The 17,957-nt window shown below is 75.1% G+C and carries 14 protein-coding genes; 9 read left to right on the forward strand and 5 right to left on the reverse strand.

What is annotated here, in order from left to right; genetic code table 11:
* Nucleotides 1-355: 355 nt before the first annotated feature.
* From ACFQBR_RS30375 to ACFQBR_RS30410, 8 genes are all read left to right on the forward strand, one after another.
* Nucleotides 356-1,615, forward strand: a complete 1,260-nt coding sequence (locus tag ACFQBR_RS30375) for a hypothetical protein (protein ID WP_344186469.1) — start codon at nt 356-358, stop codon at nt 1,613-1,615.
* Entirely contained in the window at nt 1,612-4,194 is a 2,583-nt protein-coding gene (locus ACFQBR_RS30380) for a serine/threonine-protein kinase (protein WP_378554918.1), read from the forward strand. The genes ACFQBR_RS30375 and ACFQBR_RS30380 overlap by 4 nt, the downstream gene beginning before the upstream one ends.
* A 17-nt stretch (nt 4,195-4,211) precedes the next feature.
* Nucleotides 4,212-5,663 carry a PP2C family protein-serine/threonine phosphatase gene (locus tag ACFQBR_RS30385; protein WP_378554919.1) on the forward strand — a complete coding sequence of 484 codons (1,452 nt, stop codon included), beginning with the start codon at nt 4,212-4,214 and terminating at the stop codon, nt 5,661-5,663.
* Complete coding sequence (locus ACFQBR_RS30390; RefSeq protein WP_267946965.1) at nt 5,647-6,996, forward strand: vWA domain-containing protein; 1,350 nt, start codon at nt 5,647-5,649, stop codon at nt 6,994-6,996. Before ACFQBR_RS30385 ends, ACFQBR_RS30390 begins: the two co-directional genes overlap by 17 nt.
* A 9-nt stretch (nt 6,997-7,005) precedes the next feature.
* Nucleotides 7,006-7,728 (forward strand): FHA domain-containing protein, encoded by a 723-nt coding sequence (locus ACFQBR_RS30395; RefSeq protein WP_378554920.1) that lies wholly within the window; start codon nt 7,006-7,008, stop codon nt 7,726-7,728.
* A 9-nt stretch (nt 7,729-7,737) separates the two neighbouring features.
* Nucleotides 7,738-9,402 (forward strand): hypothetical protein, encoded by a 1,665-nt coding sequence (locus ACFQBR_RS30400; RefSeq protein WP_378554921.1) that lies wholly within the window; start codon nt 7,738-7,740, stop codon nt 9,400-9,402.
* A gap of 25 nt (nt 9,403-9,427) precedes the next feature.
* Nucleotides 9,428-10,291: a transporter substrate-binding domain-containing protein gene (locus ACFQBR_RS30405; RefSeq protein WP_344186056.1), complete on the forward strand. Its 864-nt coding sequence runs from the start codon at nt 9,428-9,430 to the stop codon at nt 10,289-10,291.
* A 230-nt stretch (nt 10,292-10,521) separates the two neighbouring features.
* Complete coding sequence (locus ACFQBR_RS30410) at nt 10,522-10,821, forward strand: DUF6221 family protein (protein WP_267946961.1); 300 nt, start codon at nt 10,522-10,524, stop codon at nt 10,819-10,821.
* Between the two features lie 159 nt (nt 10,822-10,980).
* Here ACFQBR_RS30410 and ACFQBR_RS30415 read toward each other — a convergent pair whose 3' ends face one another.
* Both ACFQBR_RS30415 and idi read right to left on the reverse strand, forming a co-directional pair.
* Entirely contained in the window at nt 10,981-11,703 is a 723-nt protein-coding gene (locus ACFQBR_RS30415) for an HAD family hydrolase (protein WP_344186057.1), read from the reverse strand.
* 265 nt (nt 11,704-11,968) lie between these two features.
* Nucleotides 11,969-12,523: an isopentenyl-diphosphate Delta-isomerase gene (gene idi / locus ACFQBR_RS30420; protein ID WP_344186058.1), complete on the reverse strand. Its 555-nt coding sequence runs from the start codon at nt 12,521-12,523 to the stop codon at nt 11,969-11,971.
* A gap of 332 nt (nt 12,524-12,855) precedes the next feature.
* Here idi and ACFQBR_RS30425 point away from each other — a divergent pair, with 332 nt between their 5' ends.
* Nucleotides 12,856-14,277 (forward strand): SDR family NAD(P)-dependent oxidoreductase, encoded by a 1,422-nt coding sequence (locus tag ACFQBR_RS30425; RefSeq protein ID WP_352982402.1) that lies wholly within the window; start codon nt 12,856-12,858, stop codon nt 14,275-14,277.
* Between the two features lie 483 nt (nt 14,278-14,760).
* Here ACFQBR_RS30425 and ACFQBR_RS30430 read toward each other — a convergent pair whose 3' ends face one another.
* The 3 genes from ACFQBR_RS30430 to ACFQBR_RS30440 all read right to left on the reverse strand — a co-directional run bounded on the left by ACFQBR_RS30430 (nt 14,761) and on the right by ACFQBR_RS30440 (nt 17,898).
* Nucleotides 14,761-15,774, reverse strand: coding sequence for a zinc-binding dehydrogenase (locus ACFQBR_RS30430; RefSeq protein WP_267946958.1), 1,014 nt, complete (start codon nt 15,772-15,774; stop codon nt 14,761-14,763).
* A 265-nt stretch (nt 15,775-16,039) separates the two neighbouring features.
* Nucleotides 16,040-16,687 (reverse strand): response regulator transcription factor, encoded by a 648-nt coding sequence (locus tag ACFQBR_RS30435; RefSeq protein ID WP_344182941.1) that lies wholly within the window; start codon nt 16,685-16,687, stop codon nt 16,040-16,042.
* Complete coding sequence (locus tag ACFQBR_RS30440) at nt 16,684-17,898, reverse strand: sensor histidine kinase (RefSeq protein ID WP_344182943.1); 1,215 nt, start codon at nt 17,896-17,898, stop codon at nt 16,684-16,686. The genes ACFQBR_RS30435 and ACFQBR_RS30440 overlap by 4 nt, the downstream gene beginning before the upstream one ends.
* Nucleotides 17,899-17,957: the final 59 nt, after the last annotated feature.

Below are 17,957 nucleotides of genomic sequence, written 5' to 3' on the forward strand. Positions count from 1 at the left end.
CGCGCCGCCCGGCGGCGGCCCCCACCGCACGCCCCGTCAGCCGGGCCGTGGCCGCCCGGGCACGCGGGCGCCGGGGCGGCCCGCCCCGGCGGCTGTGGCGCCGCTGGCGGCGACAGCGGTGGCACCGGCATGGGAGGGTGTCTGTCACGTCACGGTGGTCTGGTTCACAAAGGGTGAGGAAGTGGCCGTTCATGGCCGTAAAGCGGGCACTCTCTTGTGGTTCGCGGACCTCCCCGCCAGACTCGTGTCAGGTAAAGGAACATCGACCGTTCCCGCTCGGGCACACGCGGGCCGGGGCGCACTGACGGGAGTGGTACGGAAGGTGGCGAGTGCGTCGGGGGCCGGTATACCGCCCATGAGCTGGGAGGGCATCGACCACGAGCTCAACCGCGTGCGCGGGGAGGCCGACCGGATCACCCTCAACCTCGCGGACCTGGACGCCCACGTCGGACACCAGCTCCTCAAGGGCGCGGCCCTCGAGGGCCGGACCCGGGAGCGCTGGGAGCACGCCGACGCGCATGTCCACACCCTGTGGACGGTCTACGACGCCTTCCGCCTCGTGGTGGAGGAGGCCGCCCGGTTGCGCGCGGACGGCGGGGGACCCGGGGCGCAGGCCGCGCTGACCGCCCTGCTCAACGGGCCCTCGGTGGTGCTCCCCGCACGGCACACGCCCCTCGGCGAGCGGGGCCTGCTCCACGCCGACGAGGAGACGGTGACCCTCGCCGACGCCGTCGCCCGCATGTCCGCCGCCTACGAGGAGGCCACCGGGGTCATCTCGGAGGTCGGGACCGCCTGGGACGTGCTCCACCCGAGGCTCGGCGAACTCGACGCGATGTGGCAGGAGATCGGCACCCTCTCCGACATGGTCGAACTCGACGAGGACGAGTACGAGGCCCTCCGGGCCGACCTCGCCGCCGTGGGCGCCACGGTCCGCACCGACCCCCTCTCACTGGTCGGGGACGGGCGCGTCGACACCTCCGCCCTCGACCACCTGCGCCAGGCCCTGGAGCGCGTGCGCGGCGAACTCCGCGACGCCCTGCGCATGCGCGACTCCTACACCGAGAGCGTCGAGCGGCTCGGCTCCGCCATCGACGGCGTCGAGGAGGCCGTCGCACGCGCCCGCGGGCTCCGCGCCCGGGTCGTCGCCAAGGTCTCCTCGCCCGCCGCGGTCGAGGTCCCGGACCCGGTGCCGGGACTGCGGGCGGGCATCGGCGAGATGGACTCCCTGCGCGCCCGGGGGCGCTGGCGCGAACTCGGCACGCGGCTGGGAGAACTCCAGCGCGCCGTCCACGAGGCCGCCGACGACGCGCGCGACCGCGAGGAGGACCTCGCCGGGCTCATGGAGCGCCGTGCCGAGCTGCGCGGGCGCCTGGACGCCTTCCGCGCCCGCGCGGCGCGGCTGGGGCTCGCCGAGGACGAGCGCCTGGCCGAACTCCACGCCCGGGCCCACGCGGAACTGTGGACGGCCCCCTGCGACCTGCGCGCCGCCACGGTCTTCCTGTCGTCCTACCTCCGGGCGCTCCACGAACTCGGCGGAACCGAAACGCCCGGGGACAGAACCACACCGGGCACGGGCGCGTCAGACGGCGAGAGCGATGGTGGTGTGAGCAGATGACCAAGTGCACGGCCCCCGGCTGCCACGGCCGGATCGAGGACGGCTTCTGTGGTGTGTGCGGCCTGGCCCCGGTGGAGGAGCGACCCACCGGGACGACCGCGCCTCCGGCATCCGGCGCACCCTCCCCGGGAGGCGCTCCGCGGCCGTCGGACGCCCCCGGGGCGTTCGGCGCGCCCCGCGCCGGGACCGGGCCCGGTCCCGCGTTCGGCGGTCCGCCCCCGCCGGGCTCCGGTCCGCAGCGGTCCTTCGCGCCCCCCGGCGGGACCGGGCCGAGGGCCGCGTCCGGCGCCGGGGACCAGGGGCCGGGGAAGGGCCGGCGGCAGGGCTCCGGCCCCCGGCCGTCGCCCGTGGGGACCCCGCCTGGCGAGGCCCCCGACCCGTGGTCCTCCTCGACCCCCTCCTCCGGCGGCGGCCCCGCCAACTCCCGCCCGCTCTCCGGCAACGTCAAGCTCTCCGGGCGGTCCGGTCCCGGCAGCATCTCCGGCACGGTCGGCCCGGGGTCCGACGGCCCGGGCACCGGGCGCTCCGGCCGCCGGGGCTCCTCCCGGGGCATGCTCGGCATGGGCATGGTCATGGTGCCCCCGGTGCCCTACCGGGACCCCTCCGAGGCCGTCATGCGGAACCCGGTCGTCTCGGAGAAGAACCGCTTCTGCGGCAACTGCGGCGAGAAGGTCGGCCGCAGCAGGGGCGAGCAGCCGGGCCGCACCGAGGGCTTCTGCCGCAAGTGCGGCACCCAGTTCTCGTTCACCCCCAAGCTCTCCCCCGGGGACAGGGTCGGCGGCCAGTACGAGGTGCTCGGCTGCCTCGCCCACGGCGGCCTCGGCTGGATCTACCTGGCCCGCGACCGCAACGTCAACGACCGGTGGGTCGTCCTCAAGGGCCTGCTCAACTCCGGTGACGCCGAGGCGCACAAGGCGGCCGCCGCGGAACGGGCGTTCCTGTCCGAGGTCGAGCACCCGAACATCGTCAAGATCATCAACTTCTCGCAGCACCCCGACCCGCGTACCGGGATCCCCGGCGGGCACATCGTCATGGAGTACGTCGGGGGCAAGTCCCTGCGCGAACTGCTCATAGAGCGCCGCGAGGACGACCCCGACGCCGTGCTCCCCGTCGACCAGGTCATCGCCTACGGCCTGGAGGCCCTGCGGGCCCTCGGCTACCTGCACTCCAGGGGCCTGCTGTACTGCGACTTCAAGCCCGACAACGTCATCCAGAGCGAGGAGCAGATCAAGCTCATCGACCTCGGCGGCGTTCGGCGCATGGACGACACCGTCAGCCCCGTGTACACGACCCCCGGCTACCGCGTGACCGAGGACGAGCTGCGCGGCCCCGGCCCCACCGTCAGCGCCGACCTGTACTCGGTGGGCCGCGCGCTGGCCGTGCTCAGCTTCCGCTTCAGCTTCATGCGCGAGTACCCGCACAGCATCCCCCCGCGCGAGACCGTGCCGCTGCTCCAGCGCTTCGAGTCGTACGACCGGCTCCTGCGCCGCTCCGTCCACAGCGAGCTCGAACTCCGCTTCCACGACGCGGGCGACATGGCCGACCAGCTCACCGGCGTCCTGCGCGAGGTCCTGTCCGAGCTGGAGGGGACCCCGCACCCGGCGCCCTCTACCCTGTTCGGGGGCGAGAACTTCAGCACCCGCAGCGGCGTCGGCGCGCACGACGCCGACCGCATGCTCGCGCCGCCCGCCCCCACCGACGCGGCCGCCCTGCTGCCCACGCCCCTCGTCGACCGGGGCGACCCGGCGTCCCAGCACCTGCGGGGGTTCCGGGCCCTTCCCCCGGAGGAGCTCGTCCCCGCCCTGCGCGCGATGCCCGCGCCCACCCCCGAGACCCTGCTGATGCTGGCCCGCGCGCTCATCACGCTCGGCCGGCAGGGCGAGGCGGTGGACGCCCTCCAGAAGTTCAGCGAGGCCGTCCCCGGGGACTGGCGCACCATGTGGTACCTGGCGGTCGCCGAACTGAGCACCGCCCGGTTCCGCGATGCCCGCGACCACTTCGACGAGCTGTACGACCACCTCCCGGGGGAGGCCGCGCCCAAGCTCGGGCTGGCGCTCGCCTGCGAGCGGACCGGTGAGCTCGACACCGCGGCCCACCAGTACCGGACGGTCTGGAACACCGACCACTCCTTCGTCAGCGCCGCGTTCGGCCTGGCCCGCGTCCGCCTCGCCCAGGGCGACCGGGACGCCGCCGTCGCCGTCCTGGACAGGGTCCCGGAGATGTCCAGCCTCCACGTCCACGCCCAGACCGCGCTGATCGCCGTGCTCTCCGCCCGGCACCCCGGGACGGGCGCCGCCGACTTCGTCGAGGCCGGACGGCGCCTGGAGCGCATCGGCCTGGACAGCGAATCAGCCGACCGGCTGGCCGCGCGCGTCCTGGAGTCCGCCCTGGTGTGGCTCGACGGAGGGGGCGCCGCACCCGGCGGCGGAAGGCTGCTCGACGGCCCGTTCACCGAGAAGGGGGTGCGGACCAACCTGGAGCGGCGCTACCGTGCGCTCGCCCAGCGGTCCACCGCCGCCTCGGGGCGGTACGAGCTGATCGACAAGGCCAACTCCCTGCGTCCCGTGACGCTGCTGTGAGGATCGAGGGAACGGCTATGACAACGGTGCGGACCTGCCCTGCCTGCTCGGACAGGGCGGCGGCGGGAGACGTCTTCTGCGAGGGGTGCGGCCGCCCCCTCCCGGAGCGGGAGGGGGGCACCCCCGCGGAGCGCCCCGACAACGTGCCCACGGCCCCCCAGCAGAGCATGTCCGGCGCCACACGGGGGCCGGTCGGCGGCGGTGGCGCGGGGGGCGGCCCCCGCCCCGGACTCGTCCCGGCCGACGGTGGGCCGACGGCTCCGCAGGTGAGCCTCAACGGCGCCACCCGCGCCCCCGCCCCCGGGGCCGGGACCGCGCCCCCGGCCGCGCCCGCCGCCGACGCGCCCCCCGCCGGGGGAGGCCGTCCGAGGGGCGGCGGACCCGAGGCGGACCCGGGACGGCACGGGGCCGACTCGTTCACCACCCAGCCGATACGCCGGGACTCCCTGAGACCCCTGACCGCCGCGCCGCCCGCCCCTGCCGGGGCGCCGGCCCCGGCCGCGCCGCCCGCCCCGGCGCCCGACTGGCCGCCGCCCGCCGTGGGCAGCAGCCCCGTCCAGCCCACCAACCCCGAGATGTGCGCGTGGTGCCCGGGCCGGGTCGGCGACGGCTACTGCGAGAAGTGCGGGTTCCTCCAGCCCACCGGGCGCGACCACGTCGAGGTGCGCACGGACGCGGCCGCGGGCGTCAGCGACCGCGGGCTCCGCCACCGGCGCAACGAGGACGCCATGGCCATCCGCGTCGTCGCCGCGGACGACCCCCGCGCGCCGGGCACGGTCTGCGCCGTGGTCTGCGACGGCGTGTCCAGCTCGCCCCGGTCCGACGAGGCCTCCCGGGTCACCGCGGAGACGGGGGCGACGGTCCTCGCGGAGCAGATCCGCCGGGGCGCCGACCCCCGCGAGGCCACCGCCGCGGCGATGACCAGGGCGGCCGAGGCCGTCGCGGGGATCGCCGAGTCGCTCGACTCCGCGCCCGCGTGCACGTTCGTGTCCGCGGTCGTGGACCCCGCCGCCGGGACGGTCACCGTCGGCTGGGTCGGGGACAGCCGCGCCTACTGGCTCTCCGGAGGGCCCAGGTCCAGCGCGTCGGCGCTGCTCACCCGGGACGACTCCTGGAGCGAGGCCATGGTGCAGATGGGGGCGCTCTCCCGCGAGGAGGCCATGAGGTCGGCCAACGCGCACGCCCTCATCGCGTGGATGGGCGCCGACTCCGGCGAGATCGACGCGCACATCACCACCGTCACCCCGACCGGGCCCGGCACCGTCCTCCTGTGCAGCGACGGCCTGTGGAACTACTACCCCGAGGCGCAGTCGCTGACCGACGCGGTGCCGGGAGCGGGGGCCAGGCCCCATGAGGCCGCCCGTACCTACATCAGCCTCGCTCTGAGGGCCGGCGGCAAGGACAACATCACCGCGGTCCTCATCCCCGTACCCACCGAGCAAGGGGGTCCCCGTGCCGAACAGGACTGACCGGTCCGCCGAACCGGAGTTCCGGATCGACGTCGACCAGAACAGGTTCCTGCCCATCGGCGGGCGCGAGGTGCACGCCGTCGTCAGCGTCACCTCCCGCAGCCCCGTCCTGGTGGGGTCCTCGGTGCGCGCCTCCGAGGTGATCATCGTCGACACCTCCGGTTCGATGTACGGGGAGAAGCTCCACGAGGCCAAGCGCGCCGCCCGCGCGGCCGTGGAGACGCTGCGCGAGGGGGTCAGGTTCGCCCTGATCAGCGGCGGCAGCAAGGCACGCATGGCCTTCCCCGAGGGTGAGCGGCGGTTCGTCGAGGTGGACGCCGTCACCAGGGCCGAGGCCCTGGACGCCATCGGCGGGCTGCGCGCCGACGGCGGCACCCGGATGGGCGCCTGGCTGTCCCTCGCCGCGGAGCTGTTCGCCACCGTGGACGACGGCATCAAGCACGCCATCCTGCTCACCGACGGTCGGAACAACGAGGTCGCCGAGGAGTTCGAGCGGGTCCTGCGGCAGGTCACCGGCCGGTTCGTGTGCGACTGCCGGGGCGTGGGCACCGACTGGAGGGTCGACGACCTGCGCCGCATCGACTCCGCGCTGCTCGGCGGCGGCCCCGGCCTCGTCGCCGACCCCGCCGACCTGGCCGCCGACTTCCGCGCCATGGCCCAGGCGTCCATGGGCAAGGCCGTCGCGGACGTCGTCCTGCGGCTGTGGACCCCGCAGAACTCCGTGGTGCGCTACGTCAAGCAGGTGTCGCCCACGGTGCAGGAGCTCACCCACCGGGCGGTGGCGCGCGCGCCCCAGGCGGGCGACTACCCCACGGGGTCGTGGGGCACGGAGAACCGCGACTACCACGTGTGCGTGGAGGTGCCCGCGGGCGACCCCGGACGGCAGCTGCGCGCCGGGTGGGTGCGTGTGGTCCTCCCCGGGACCGGGGGCGCGGAGGACCAGGTCCTCGCCTCCGGCAACATCCTCGCGGAGTGGACGGCGGACGAGGCCACGGCCACCCGGATCAACCCGCGGGTGGCGCACTACACCGGCCAGGTCGAACTGGCCCAGGCCATTCAGGACGGGCTCGCGGCCCGTCGCGACGGGGACGAGAACACCGCCACCACGCGGTTGGGCCGTGCCGTCGCCCTCGCGGAGGAGACGGGTGACACGGAGACCGCGAGACTCCTCGGAAAGGTGGTCGAGGTCCTCGACCCGGTCACCGGCGCCGTCCGTCTCAAGCCCGGCGTCGACAAGGTCGACGAGATGACCCTGGACACCAACTCGACCCGGACCGTGCGGACCCGGCCCGGGGACGGGACCGGAACCCACGGCGCCCCCGGCCCCGGGTAGGAGGGACCCATGCCGAGTTGCCCCTCCGGGCACCACTCGACGGCGACTGACTTCTGCGACACCTGCGGGCTGCGCCTCCAGGCGCACTCCCCCTCGCCGCCGCCCCAGCCGTACCGGCCCCCGCCGCCGGAGGCCCCCGCGGGCCGTCCGGCGCCGCCGCGCGCCCCCGGGCGGCGGCGGCCGCCCGTCGCGCCCAGGGGCGGCCCCTGCCCCGAGTGCTCGACCTCCCGCACCGGGCGCTTCTGCGAGGAGTGCGGTTACGACTTCGCCTCGCAGTCCGGCAGCCACACACGCGGGGGCTCCGAACAGGACGGCGCCCCGGCCGCCCCGCGCTGGCGGGTCATCGTCGTGGCCGACCCCGCCTACTACCAGTACATGGTCGACCGGGGCATGCTCGACCCCGCCCAGATCGCCTTCCCCTCGGTGAACAAGCAGCGCCGGGTGAGCCTGAAGGGCGACCGGGTCCACATCGGCCGCCGCAGCGCGTCCAGGGGCTTCACGCCCGAGATCGACCTGGGCGGGCCGAAGGGCGACCCGGCGATCTCCCACATCCACGCGATCCTGGTCGCCCAGCCCGACGGGACCTGGTCGATCGTCGACCCCGGGTCCACGAACGGGACCATGATCAACGGGACCGCCAACATGATCCCCCGCAAGGTGGAGGTGCCCCTGTATGACAGTGACCGGATCTACGTCGGAGCATGGACCGTCATCATCGTCCAGAAGGGGTGAACCCCGTTGATGCCCCCCGACTCCGACCAGGAGCTGGGCCGTGACCGCCCCGGCTCTCCGCCGGCCCCCTCCGGGGCGTCCCCCGCGCGCGGCGCCCGGGACGCCGGAGCGGTGGTAGGCCCGCCCGCCCTCCCCGGGGGCGCCGACACGCGGACCGGCGGTTACGCGCGTGACCGCGTGGCCGGCGCACGCCGCTGGCTCCGCACCACCCCGGCCCGGGTGTGGCTGCTGACGGTGGTGTGCCTGGTGTCCGTCGCGGGGCTGTTCGGCTCGGCGACCCTCACCCTCAACCAGGCGCGCGAGGGCCTGGACGTGGTCGGCCACGGGGCCGGACCGCAGGCCATGACGACCACCGACCTGTACCTCGCCCTCGCCGACATGGACGCCCAGCTGGCCGACATCCTGCTCATGGGCACCGACCACGGCCTGGGCTCGGGCCGCGACGAGGCGGTGGAGCGCTACGAGGAGAGCCGGAGCAGGGCCAACGAGGCGCTGCTCCAGGCCGCCTCCCTCATCGAGGACAACGCCGAGGAGGGCGGTGCCGGGGAGGCCGTCACCGGCGAAGACGGCGCCGGGGAAGGCAGGGCCGAGGAGCGCAGCGTCCAGGAACTGGACCTCCAGGCCGTCCTCGACGGCATGGGCGAGTACGAGCAGCTGGCCACCGACGCCCGGCTCCGCAACGACGAGGCCCAGGCCCCTCCGGGCGAGGTGGACGCGACGGCGCTGGTGTCGTACCGACAGGCCACCCGTCTGATGCACACGGAGCTCCTGCCCAAGGCATTCAACGTGAGCCTGGACTCGTCGGCGATCATCCGCGCCCACCACGAGGAGGGCCAGTCGGCCGTCGCGCTCGGCCTGGTGTGGGTGGGCTCCGCCGGCGCGGTGACGCTCGTCTCGCTGGTCGGCCTCCAGCTCTACCTGCGGGTGCGCTTCCGCCGCCGGGTCAACGTCCCCGTGCTCGCCGCGACCGCCGGGACGCTCCTGCTCACCGCCGGCGTGGTCCTCGCGCTCGTCACCAGCGGCGAACACCAGCGCGACGCGAAGGAGGAGGGCCTGGACGCGGCGATGGCGCTGTCCCGTGCAGGGGCGATCTCCACCGACATGCAGGCCGACCAGAGCCGTTACCTGGTCGATCCGACCCACGCCGACAACTACCAGCAGGTGTACCTGGAGCGGGCGCAGCAGGTGCTGTTCCGCCCGGCCGACAACCTGGAGGACTACTACGCGGCGATCGACGAGGTGGCCGCCGCGTCGTCGGAGCAGTCCGAGGGCGGCAGGGCCGACGGGGACGCCCCCGTCGCGCTCGGCTACCTGGGGGAGAACGCCGGCGACTCGCTGCTGCCGGGGCAGGAGGGCGCGCTCGCCGACGTGCTGGTGTCCTACAACGCCCTCCAGGACAGGGACCGTGAACTGCGCGCGGCGGTCGAGGCGGGCGACCTCGACTCCGCCGTCGCCGTCCGGATGGAGATCGCCCACGCGGAGGACGGCGCCTTCCGCGCCTACGAGCAGGCTCTCGACGAGCTGACAGGACAGCACAAGGAGGCGTTCACGGCGGGCATCGCCCGCGGCGACTCCGCCCTGGCCCCGTGGTCGTGGCTGCTGCCCGTCGGAGCGCTCGCCCTGCTCGCACTCGTCGTGCTCGGGGTGCGCCCCCGGCTGGCCGAGTACCGCTGACCCCCTAGAGACGAGGAACAGGCCGATGATGTTTCGACACCGCCGCACCGTCGCCGCGGCCGCCCTGGCCGCCGCGGCGGTGTCGGGGATGTCCGCCTGCTCGGCGGTGCTGGGCGAGGAGGAGTCGCTGGTGGACGCCACCTCCCTGACCGTGGGGGTCAAGGCGGACCAGCCCGGCCTCGGGCTGGAGGACGGGGAGGGCGGCTTCGAGGGCTTCGACGTCGACGTGGCGCTGTACATCGCCGGGGAGCTGGGGATCCCCGAGGGGAGCGTGGAGTTCGTGGGCGTCACGTCCGACCAGCGGGAGGACGTGCTGGACGTCGAGGACCCGCTGCTGGTGTCGGGCCGCCGCGTGGACATGGTGGTGGCGACCTACTCCATCACCCCGGTCCGCAAGACCGAGGTCACGTTCGCCGGCCCCTACTACGTGGCCAAGCAGGACGTGCTCGTGCGCTCCGACGCCGCGGAGATCGGCGGCGTCCGCGACCTGGAGGGGCTCGACGTCTGCCAGGGCGAGGGGTCCAACTCCACCACCCGCATCACCGAGGGCCTCGGCATCGACGTGGTCCCGACGGAGGAGCCGACCTACACGGACTGCATCGGCCTGCTGCGGGAGGGCGATGTGGACGCGGTGTCCACGGACAACCTGATCCTCGCCGGTTTCCAGACCCAGAGCCCCGGTGAGTTCCGGCTCGTCGGCAACCCCTTCACCGACGAGAAGTACGGTGTGGGCCTGCGATACGGGGACGTGGCGGCGTGCGAGGCCGTGAACAGGGCCATCAGCAAGATGTACCAGGACGGGGTGGCCGACGACATGCTGAGCAGGTGGTTCGACGGAACGGGTCTGGAGACGCTGGACAGCGTCCCCCAGTTCGAGGGCTGTGCCTGACGGCCTGACAGGGCCCGCGGTCCCGTGCACGGGGAGCCCCGCCCCCGGACACGCCCCGTCGGACGGCCGTGCCGGAGGGACCCGGGAGGGGCGTCTCCGGAGCCGGGCCGCGGCCCCCGGCCCGGCTCCGGAGGCGTGCTCGTGAGCATCCGGACGAAGTGGCCCGGACCGGATTTATGGCAGATACTGACCCCTGTGCCGGGCAAGGGGGACAGAAGGGGAGTTGTCCGTTGACCATCGTCGAGTTCCTGAACGCGCGTCTGGACGAGGACGAACGCGCGTCGAAGGCCGTGCCCGTGGGAGCGCGCGGCCGGGACCGGGCCCTGGCGGAGGTCGCGGCCAAGCGCAACATCGTCCGCGGGTACGCCGACGCGCACCACGCGAGCATGCGCAGCCTCACCCCCGGCCCCCAGGCGGACACCGGCGGCGGCGACCCCTGGTCCGAGCTGCTGGCCTGGCGGCTGGCGGTCAAGTACCTCGCCGCGGTCTACCGGACCCACCCCGAGTACGACCGGTCCTGGGAGGGCTGACCCCCTGATCGTCCGGCCCCCGGGCCGTGGACCGCAGGACCGTGGAGCGCCGGGCCGTTCCGGCTCCGCGGCTCCCGTCCCCGGGGCCCCCGTGCCCGTGGCGGGTCCGTGCGCCGGAACCGTCCCCGGGGACGGGGCACGGCGGTGGGGCGGAGCGGGTCAGGCCACGGGAGCCGAGGGCAGGGCGAGGAGCCGGTCGACCGTCTCGGCCAGGTCGCGGCCGGAGGCGTCCGGCGGGGCGAACAGCGAGGGGAAACGACCCTCCAGGTGTCCGGACCAGCCCGTCACCAGCCCCGCCCGGCGGGCGCCGGCCACGTCCCAGCCGTGGCCGCTGACCAGGCCCACCCGCTCCGGGGGGAGGCCCAGGGCCCGCGCGGCGGCCAGGTAGGCGCCGGGTGCGGGCTTCCAGTCGCTCGTCGGACGCGCGGCGACGACGTGGTCCACCAGGTCCAGCAGGTCCGCCCGCTCCAGCAGGGCGCGGTGCAGCCCGACGTCGCCGTTGCCCAGGGTGGCCACCCCGAGACCGGCGCCGCGCGCGGCGGCGAGGGCCGCGGAGGCCTCGGGGCGGGGGTCCAGCCAGGCCAGCCCCTCGATGATCGCGTCCTCCGCCGCCGGCGCGATCTGGTGGCCGGTGATGTCCCGGAGGGCGCCCCGGACGACGTCCTCGAAGGAGCGGCCGTCCCCGGACCCCGGCCCGCCGTCCGTCAGGGCCAGGGCGAACGAGTCGCGCAGCAGGTGGTCCGACCAGCGGGTCATGAGCACCCGGGGGATCCCGGCCTCCCGGAAGCGCCATTCCAGGGGGCCGAGGGGGAAGAGGGTGTCGAGGACGTCGACGACGAGGGCGGCGGGACGGAGCAACCGCCCGTCAGGGCTTGCGGCCATGGGTCTCAGCTCCAGGGGAAGAGGGGGCACCCATCCCGGTCCTACCCAGGGAGCGCCGCCTTCAGCACCTCCGGCCGGGGACCGGGTTCTCACGGGACCCGGGTGCGCCGTCCGCGCCGGGCCGCCGCGCCGGGGCCCGGCCCGCCCGGGGACCCGGGGCCGGGGTCCCGGCCGTTTCGGCGTCCCGCCGACCGCTCCGGCGTTCCGGTGTTCCGGCTGTTCCGGAGCGCCGGCCGCTCCGGCGTCCCGCCGGGCGGCCGGGCGCTCAGAGGGCGTCGAGCCGGGGGATCTGCTCCACGGCCCACGGGCTCAGCAGCCACGGCGTGCGCCCGGCGACCGCCACCAGGTCCGCCCACTCCACCCACGCGTACTCGGCGACCTCCTCCGGGTTGGGGGAGGGCTCCCCCTCGGCCCGGGCCCAGAACACCGGGCAGAACTCGTTCTCGACGATCCCCTCGGCGGACACGGCCCGGTAGCGGAAGTCCGGCAGCGCGGACCGCACCCCGCCCACGGCCAGCCCCAGCTCCTGCCACGCGCGGCGGCGCACGGCCTCCTCGAACCCCTCCTCCGGCGCGGGATGGCCGCAGCAGCTGTTGGTCCACACGCCGGGCCAGGTGGTCTTGCCGAGGGCCCGCCGCGTGAGCAGCACCCTGTCGTCCGCGTCCAGGACGTAGCACGAGAACGCCAGGTGCAGCGGGGTGTCCCCGGTGTGCACGGTGGCCTTGTCGGCCACCCCTACCCGCTGGTACTCCTCGTCGAGCAGCACCACGAGCTCGCGATCGGTGCGAGCCGCGTCCGAGGCGGCTCTCGGCTGGATCACGGATCTCCCCTTACCCATGGGCCTCATATGTCCCATGCGTCGTCTGTGTCCACTCCATGGTCACCTGTCCCCTCGACTGGATTGTGCCCCGCGTGGTGTGCGAGTGCGCATAAGGTTCCTGATGGCCCCGAGTCGGGCGCCACCGGGTCCGCGAGCGCGGGCCCCAGGACGGCAGCGGAGCGGTGACGGAGACGATGACGGAGACGAGGACGGGACCGGCGAACGGCGTCGGACGGGCGGACGGGCCCGGAAACGGCTCCGCCGACGGGGCGGCGCGGGTGCCCGGGGGCGCGGACGCCTCGGGGACGGAGCCGGGGATCTCCCCCGAGCGGATGGCCGTGTGCCTGGACGTCCTCGCCCGCGCCGGCGAGCTGCCCAGCGACCACCCGGACTCGGCCCTCCTGCAACGGGCCACCGCCAAGCTGTTCAAGGCCGTCAAGGAGCGCCGCCGCAAGGAGCGGCAGACCGCCCAGAAGGCCCACGACGAGGCCGTGTTCGCGGCCACCGCCACCGCCGCGCCGGACCGGATCGACGACGAGACCAACGGCCGCGCCCTCACCAGCGGCGCCGGGGGCGCCCTCGCGGGGGTGCTGCGCAAGGCCCGGCCCTGCTACATCTGCAAGCAGAAGTACCGTGAGGTCGACGCCTTCTACCACCAGCTGTGCCCGACGTGCGCCGCGTTCAACAAGGAGCGGCGTGCGGCCCGCACCGACCTGTCCGGCCGGCGCGCGCTGCTCACCGGCGGGCGCGCGAAGATCGGCATGTACATCGCCCTCCGGCTGCTGAGGGACGGCGCGCACACCACCATCACGACGCGGTTCCCCAACGACGCGGTGCGCCGCTTCGCGGCCATGCCGGACAGCGGCGAGTGGCTGCACCGGCTCCGGGTGGTGGGCATCGACCTGCGCGACCCCGCCCAGGTGGTGCGCCTGGCCGACTCGGTCGCGGAGCAGGGGCCGCTGGACGTCCTCATCAACAACGCCGCCCAGACGGTGCGGCGCTCGCCGGGCTCGTACGGGCCGCTGATCGAGGCGGAGGCGCAGCCGCTCACGGGCGCGGGCCTGCCCGAGCCGCTGGTGCTGGGCGGCGTCCGGCCGCGCGCGCTGGAGGCGGCGGAGGGAGCGGACGACGGGGGAGCCGCGGTGGCGCCGCACGCGCTCACGCCGCAGATGCTCACGTCGCTCGCGCTGACCACGGGGTCGGCCTCGCTGGAGCGGGTGCGCGCCGGTACGGCGATCGACGCGGGCGGCCTGGTCCCGGACCTCGCGGCGGAGAACAGCTGGACGCGGAAGGTCGGCGCGATCGACCCCGTGGAGATGCTCGAAGTGCAGCTGTGCAACGTGAGCGCGCCGTTCATGCTGGTGGACCGGTTGCGGCCGGCCCTGGCGGCGACCTCCGCCCGGCGCTCCTACATCGTCAACGTGTCCGCGATGGAGGGGGTGTTCGGCCGCGGCTACAAGGGCCCGGGCCACCCCCACACGAACATGGCCAAGGCCGCGCTCAACATGCTCACCCGGACCAGCGCCGAGGAGATGCTGGCGTCCGACGGCATCCTCATGACCAGCGTGGACACCGGCTGGATCACCGACGAGCGGCCGCACCCGGACAAGGAGCGGATGGCCGAGGCGGGGTTCCACGCGCCGCTCGACCTGGAGGACGGGGCCGCGCGCGTGTACGACCCCATCGTCCGGGGCGAGCTGGGCGAGGACCTGCACGGGTGCTTCCTCAAGGACTACGCGCCCGGGAACTGGTAGGCCGGGAACTGGCAGGCCGGGCGGCCGCACGGCGGACGCGGGCGCCCTGCCGGTCGGCGTCCGGGGATCGGCCGTCCACAGGTGCGCGGTCGCCCCTACCGGTGGGCGTCCGCCTGCGGTTCGCTTGACACAGGGGGCCCAGAGGGTCCGCCCGCACCGTGCTGCCCCGGCCCCGGCACCGGCACCGGCACGGGACCGGAGCGCCGCCCCGGCACGGGCCGCGGGCCGCCCGCCCGGCGCCCCGCTGTACCCGGGGCTGCCCGCCCGGCGCCCGGCGGTCCCGCCGGGCACCGGGCCGGACGCGCGGGCCCGGCCCCTCGGCCCGGTACGCCTAGTGCGGTGACCGGAAAGGTTCGCAGACCCCGTGCTACCTGCCGTGATCTTGTACTTATAGCGAGTCTCGCCGTCCAACCTCGCTATAAGTACAAGATCATCGAGGTCTGGACCCCTCATGTCACACCAGCAACGTTTTCGGCCAGTCCACTAGGGCTCCAGGACGAGGCGGACCGGGGAGCCGATCCGCTTCTCCAGGCGCTCCACCGCCTCCGGCGCCTCCTCCAGGCCGAAGGTTCCGCTGATCGATCCGGCGAAGTCCAGGCGGCCCGCCCCCACCAGCTCCACCAGTTCGACGACGTGTTCCGGCTCGGAGCCGTAGTGGCCGAGGACCTGCTGCCTGAGGTAGCTGAACCGGGTGCCGTCCCTGATCTCCAGCGGCTTGTCGGTCAGGCCGACCAGGACCAGGCGGCCGTGCTCGCCGAGCAGCCGGAGCGCCTGTTCGCGCACGACCGGGACGCCCGCGAAGTCGAAGGCGGCGTCGAGGCCCCGCCCGCCGGTCAGTTCGCGGACCTTCGCCGTGAAGTCGGGTGCGGCCGAGTCCAGGGCGGCGTCGGCCCCGAACGCCAGGGCGCGCTCCCGGGCCCGGGGGTCGGGGTCGGCGGCGATGACCGGGGCGGCGCCCACCAGCCGCAGCAGTTTCACGGCGTGCGCGCCCAGCCCGCCCGCGCCCCACACGCCGACCGCCTCCGCCGGGCCGACGCCGGCCGTGGCGGTGACCGCCGCCCACGGCGTGGACACCGCGTCGGGGATGATCGCCGCCTGGTCGAACGGGAGGGAGTCGGGGATCGGCACGAGGGTCTCCTCGTCGGCGAGCGCGTACTCGGCCCAGCCGCCGTCGTAGTCGACCCCCCGCGTGAGGGTCTTCCCGGCGCGGTCGCGCTGGCCCGCCTGGAGCGCCACCCGGTCGCCGACCCCGGCGGTCAGGACGTCGGGGCCCAGTTCCTCGACCTCGCCGGACACCTCGTGCCCCAGGGTGACCTCGTCGCCCTCCAGGTACTGCGGCCGGAGGATGCCCTCGACCAGGTGGACGTCGGACAGGCACACGCCCGCCGCCCTCACCCGGACCAGGACCTGCCCCCGGCCGGGGACGGGCCGCGGAACGTCCTTGACCTCCAGGGTCCGGGTCCTCACGTTGAGCCGGGCGGCTCGCATCGTGGCCATGGGCAAACCTCGCAGTCGGTGCGGTCGGGTGCTTCCCCCGATCATCATCGGGGCCCGCCGCACCGGGGCGAAGGCGACACCGGGGCCCGGGTCAGAATTGGGTCAAAGCACCGATGGGGTCACGGATGGGGCGTGACCGTGCGTCGCCGCCGGGACGCGGAGGGCGCGTGGCCGCCCGCCACACGCCGCCCGCCACGCCCGGCACAGGCGGCCCCGTCCCGCTGGGCCGGGTCCCGGGACGGCGCAAGCGGTCCCGGCACGCCCGTCAGGTGACGTGCCCGCTGCGGTACGCCCAGGCGGCGACCTCCACCCGGTTCCGCGCCCCGAGCTTGCCCTGGACGCTCGCCAGGTGCGTCTTCACGGTGCTCACCGTGACGAACAGCTCCGCGGCGACCTCGGTGTTGGTCAGCCCCCGCGCCACCGAGCGCACGATGTCCAGCTCCCGCGGGGTCAGCCCGCCGTCGTCGGGGGAGGAGCGGGGGGCCGTCGCGGAGAAGTGGCGCAGCAGGCGCACCGTGATCTGCGGGGAGACCAGGGCGTCGCCCCGGGCGGCAGCGCGCACCGCCTCGATCAGCAGGGCCGGGCCCGCGTCCTTCAGCAGGAACCCGACCGCCCCGCCGCCCAGCGCCGCGTGCACGTACTCGTCCAGGTCGAACGTGGTCACCACGACCACCCGGAGCGGGTCCTCCACCCCCGGACCCGCCAGCCGCCGGGTCGCCTCCAGACCGTCCACGCCCGGCATCCGGATGTCCATGAGCGTCACGTCCGGGCGCAGCTCCCGCGCCTTCCGGACCGCCTCCAGGCCGTCCCCGGCCTCGCCCACCACCGCGATGTCGTCCTCGGCGTCCAGCATGTACCGGAACCCCGTCCGCACCATGCTCTGGTCGTCCGCGAGCAGCACACGGATCGTCATGAGTCCCCCTCCAGAGGCAGCCACGCCCGTACTTCCCATCCGTGCCCTCCGCCGCGCGGCCCCGCGGACAGCTCCCCGCCGAGGATCCGGGCGCGTTCGGCCATCCCCACCAGGCCGAATCCGCCGCCGACGCCGCTCCCCGCCTCGCGGCCGTCGTCGAGCACCTCCACCGCCACCCCGTCCGGCCCGGCGCGGACCACCGCGTCCACCAGGGCCGCCCCGCGGGCGTACCGCAGCGCGTTGGTGACGGACTCCTGGACGATCCGCAGGACCGCCGTGCCGACGGTCGGAGGAAGGCCGTCCACGTCCCCCTCGCACCGTACCGACACGCGGGGGAGGCCGTCGGAGGCGGCGGCCTCCAGGCGGGCGAGCCCGCCGGAGAGGTCGGGGGAGAGGGGGACGTCGTCCGGTTCGCGCAGGCGGGTCACCATACCCCGCATGGACTCCAGGGCGCGCGCCCCCGCGGCCTCGATCTCGGGCAGCCCGTCCCGCACCGCCCCGGGGTCGCGTTCGGCGATGTACCGCAGCGCCTGCGCCTGCACGACGATGCCGGTCACCTCGTGCGCGACCACGTCGTGCAGGTCGCGGGCGACGGCCAGGCGCTCCTGGGCGCGCGCCCGCTCCGCGTGGGACCGCCGCTGGAACGCCCTCCACCGCAGGTACAGGCCGGGGACCAGACCTGCCGTCACCATCATCAGCGCCGGCGAGACGACCCCGTAGCTGTTGGGCTCGCGCAGGTGGTCGGTGAGGCCCGCCGCGAACGCGCACACCGCGACCGCGGCGACCTGCCAGGGGCGGCAGCGCAGTGCCGCCAGCGACAGCAGGACCAGGAGGGGCAGGATCTCCGAGGGCGCGAAGGCGTACCCGAACATGCCCTTCGGCAGGGGGGCCAGCACGGCCGAGGCGGTGATCACCACGAGCGCGGCGGCGACCCCGTAGACGGTGGTCGGCGTGCGGCCCGCGCGGGGGTTCAGGGCGACCAGGGCGAGCACGACCGCGACCGCGCCCGCGACCACCGGGACGTAGTCCATGGGCGAGTGCGGCGGTCCCGCCCAGTTCGGAACGGTCTGCGTCTGTGCCGTCCCGACCAGGTCGTATCCCCAGGTCAGGGCCAGCACCCCCGCCACGGCCCACGGAACGAGCCGGACGGCCGCGCCCTCCAGTCCCGGCAGGCGGCCGTGGAGCGGGGAGGGGATGTTGTTCGACGCCATGTGCCCAGGCTAGACGCCGCCGCTCCGGGAGCCCTCGGCCGAAAGGAGGAGGGGGCCGG

It is taken from the genome of Nocardiopsis tropica (genome assembly GCF_042660575.1).
Taxonomy (GTDB): Bacteria; Actinomycetota; Actinomycetes; order Streptosporangiales; family Streptosporangiaceae; genus Nocardiopsis; species Nocardiopsis tropica.

Excerpts from the sequence above, each read along its gene's own strand:
- ACFQBR_RS30375 (WP_344186469.1), top strand. The coding sequence starts at position 356 with ATGAGCTGGGAGGGCATCGACCACGAGCTCAACCGCGTGCGCGGGGAG.
- ACFQBR_RS30380 (WP_378554918.1), top strand. The coding sequence starts at position 1,612 with ATGACCAAGTGCACGGCCCCCGGCTGCCACGGCCGGATCGAGGACGGC.
- ACFQBR_RS30385 (WP_378554919.1), top strand. The coding sequence starts at position 4,212 with ATGACAACGGTGCGGACCTGCCCTGCCTGCTCGGACAGGGCGGCGGCG.
- ACFQBR_RS30395 (WP_378554920.1), top strand. The coding sequence starts at position 7,006 with ATGCCGAGTTGCCCCTCCGGGCACCACTCGACGGCGACTGACTTCTGC.
- ACFQBR_RS30400 (WP_378554921.1), top strand. The coding sequence starts at position 7,738 with ATGCCCCCCGACTCCGACCAGGAGCTGGGCCGTGACCGCCCCGGCTCT.
- ACFQBR_RS30405 (WP_344186056.1), top strand. The coding sequence starts at position 9,428 with ATGATGTTTCGACACCGCCGCACCGTCGCCGCGGCCGCCCTGGCCGCC.
- ACFQBR_RS30415 (WP_344186057.1), bottom strand. The coding sequence starts at position 11,703 with ATGGCCGCAAGCCCTGACGGGCGGTTGCTCCGTCCCGCCGCCCTCGTC.
- ACFQBR_RS30425 (WP_352982402.1), top strand. The coding sequence starts at position 12,856 with ATGGCCGTGTGCCTGGACGTCCTCGCCCGCGCCGGCGAGCTGCCCAGC.
- ACFQBR_RS30430 (WP_267946958.1), bottom strand. The coding sequence starts at position 15,774 with ATGGCCACGATGCGAGCCGCCCGGCTCAACGTGAGGACCCGGACCCTG.
- ACFQBR_RS30435 (WP_344182941.1), bottom strand. The coding sequence starts at position 16,687 with ATGACGATCCGTGTGCTGCTCGCGGACGACCAGAGCATGGTGCGGACG.
- ACFQBR_RS30440 (WP_344182943.1), bottom strand. The coding sequence starts at position 17,898 with ATGGCGTCGAACAACATCCCCTCCCCGCTCCACGGCCGCCTGCCGGGA.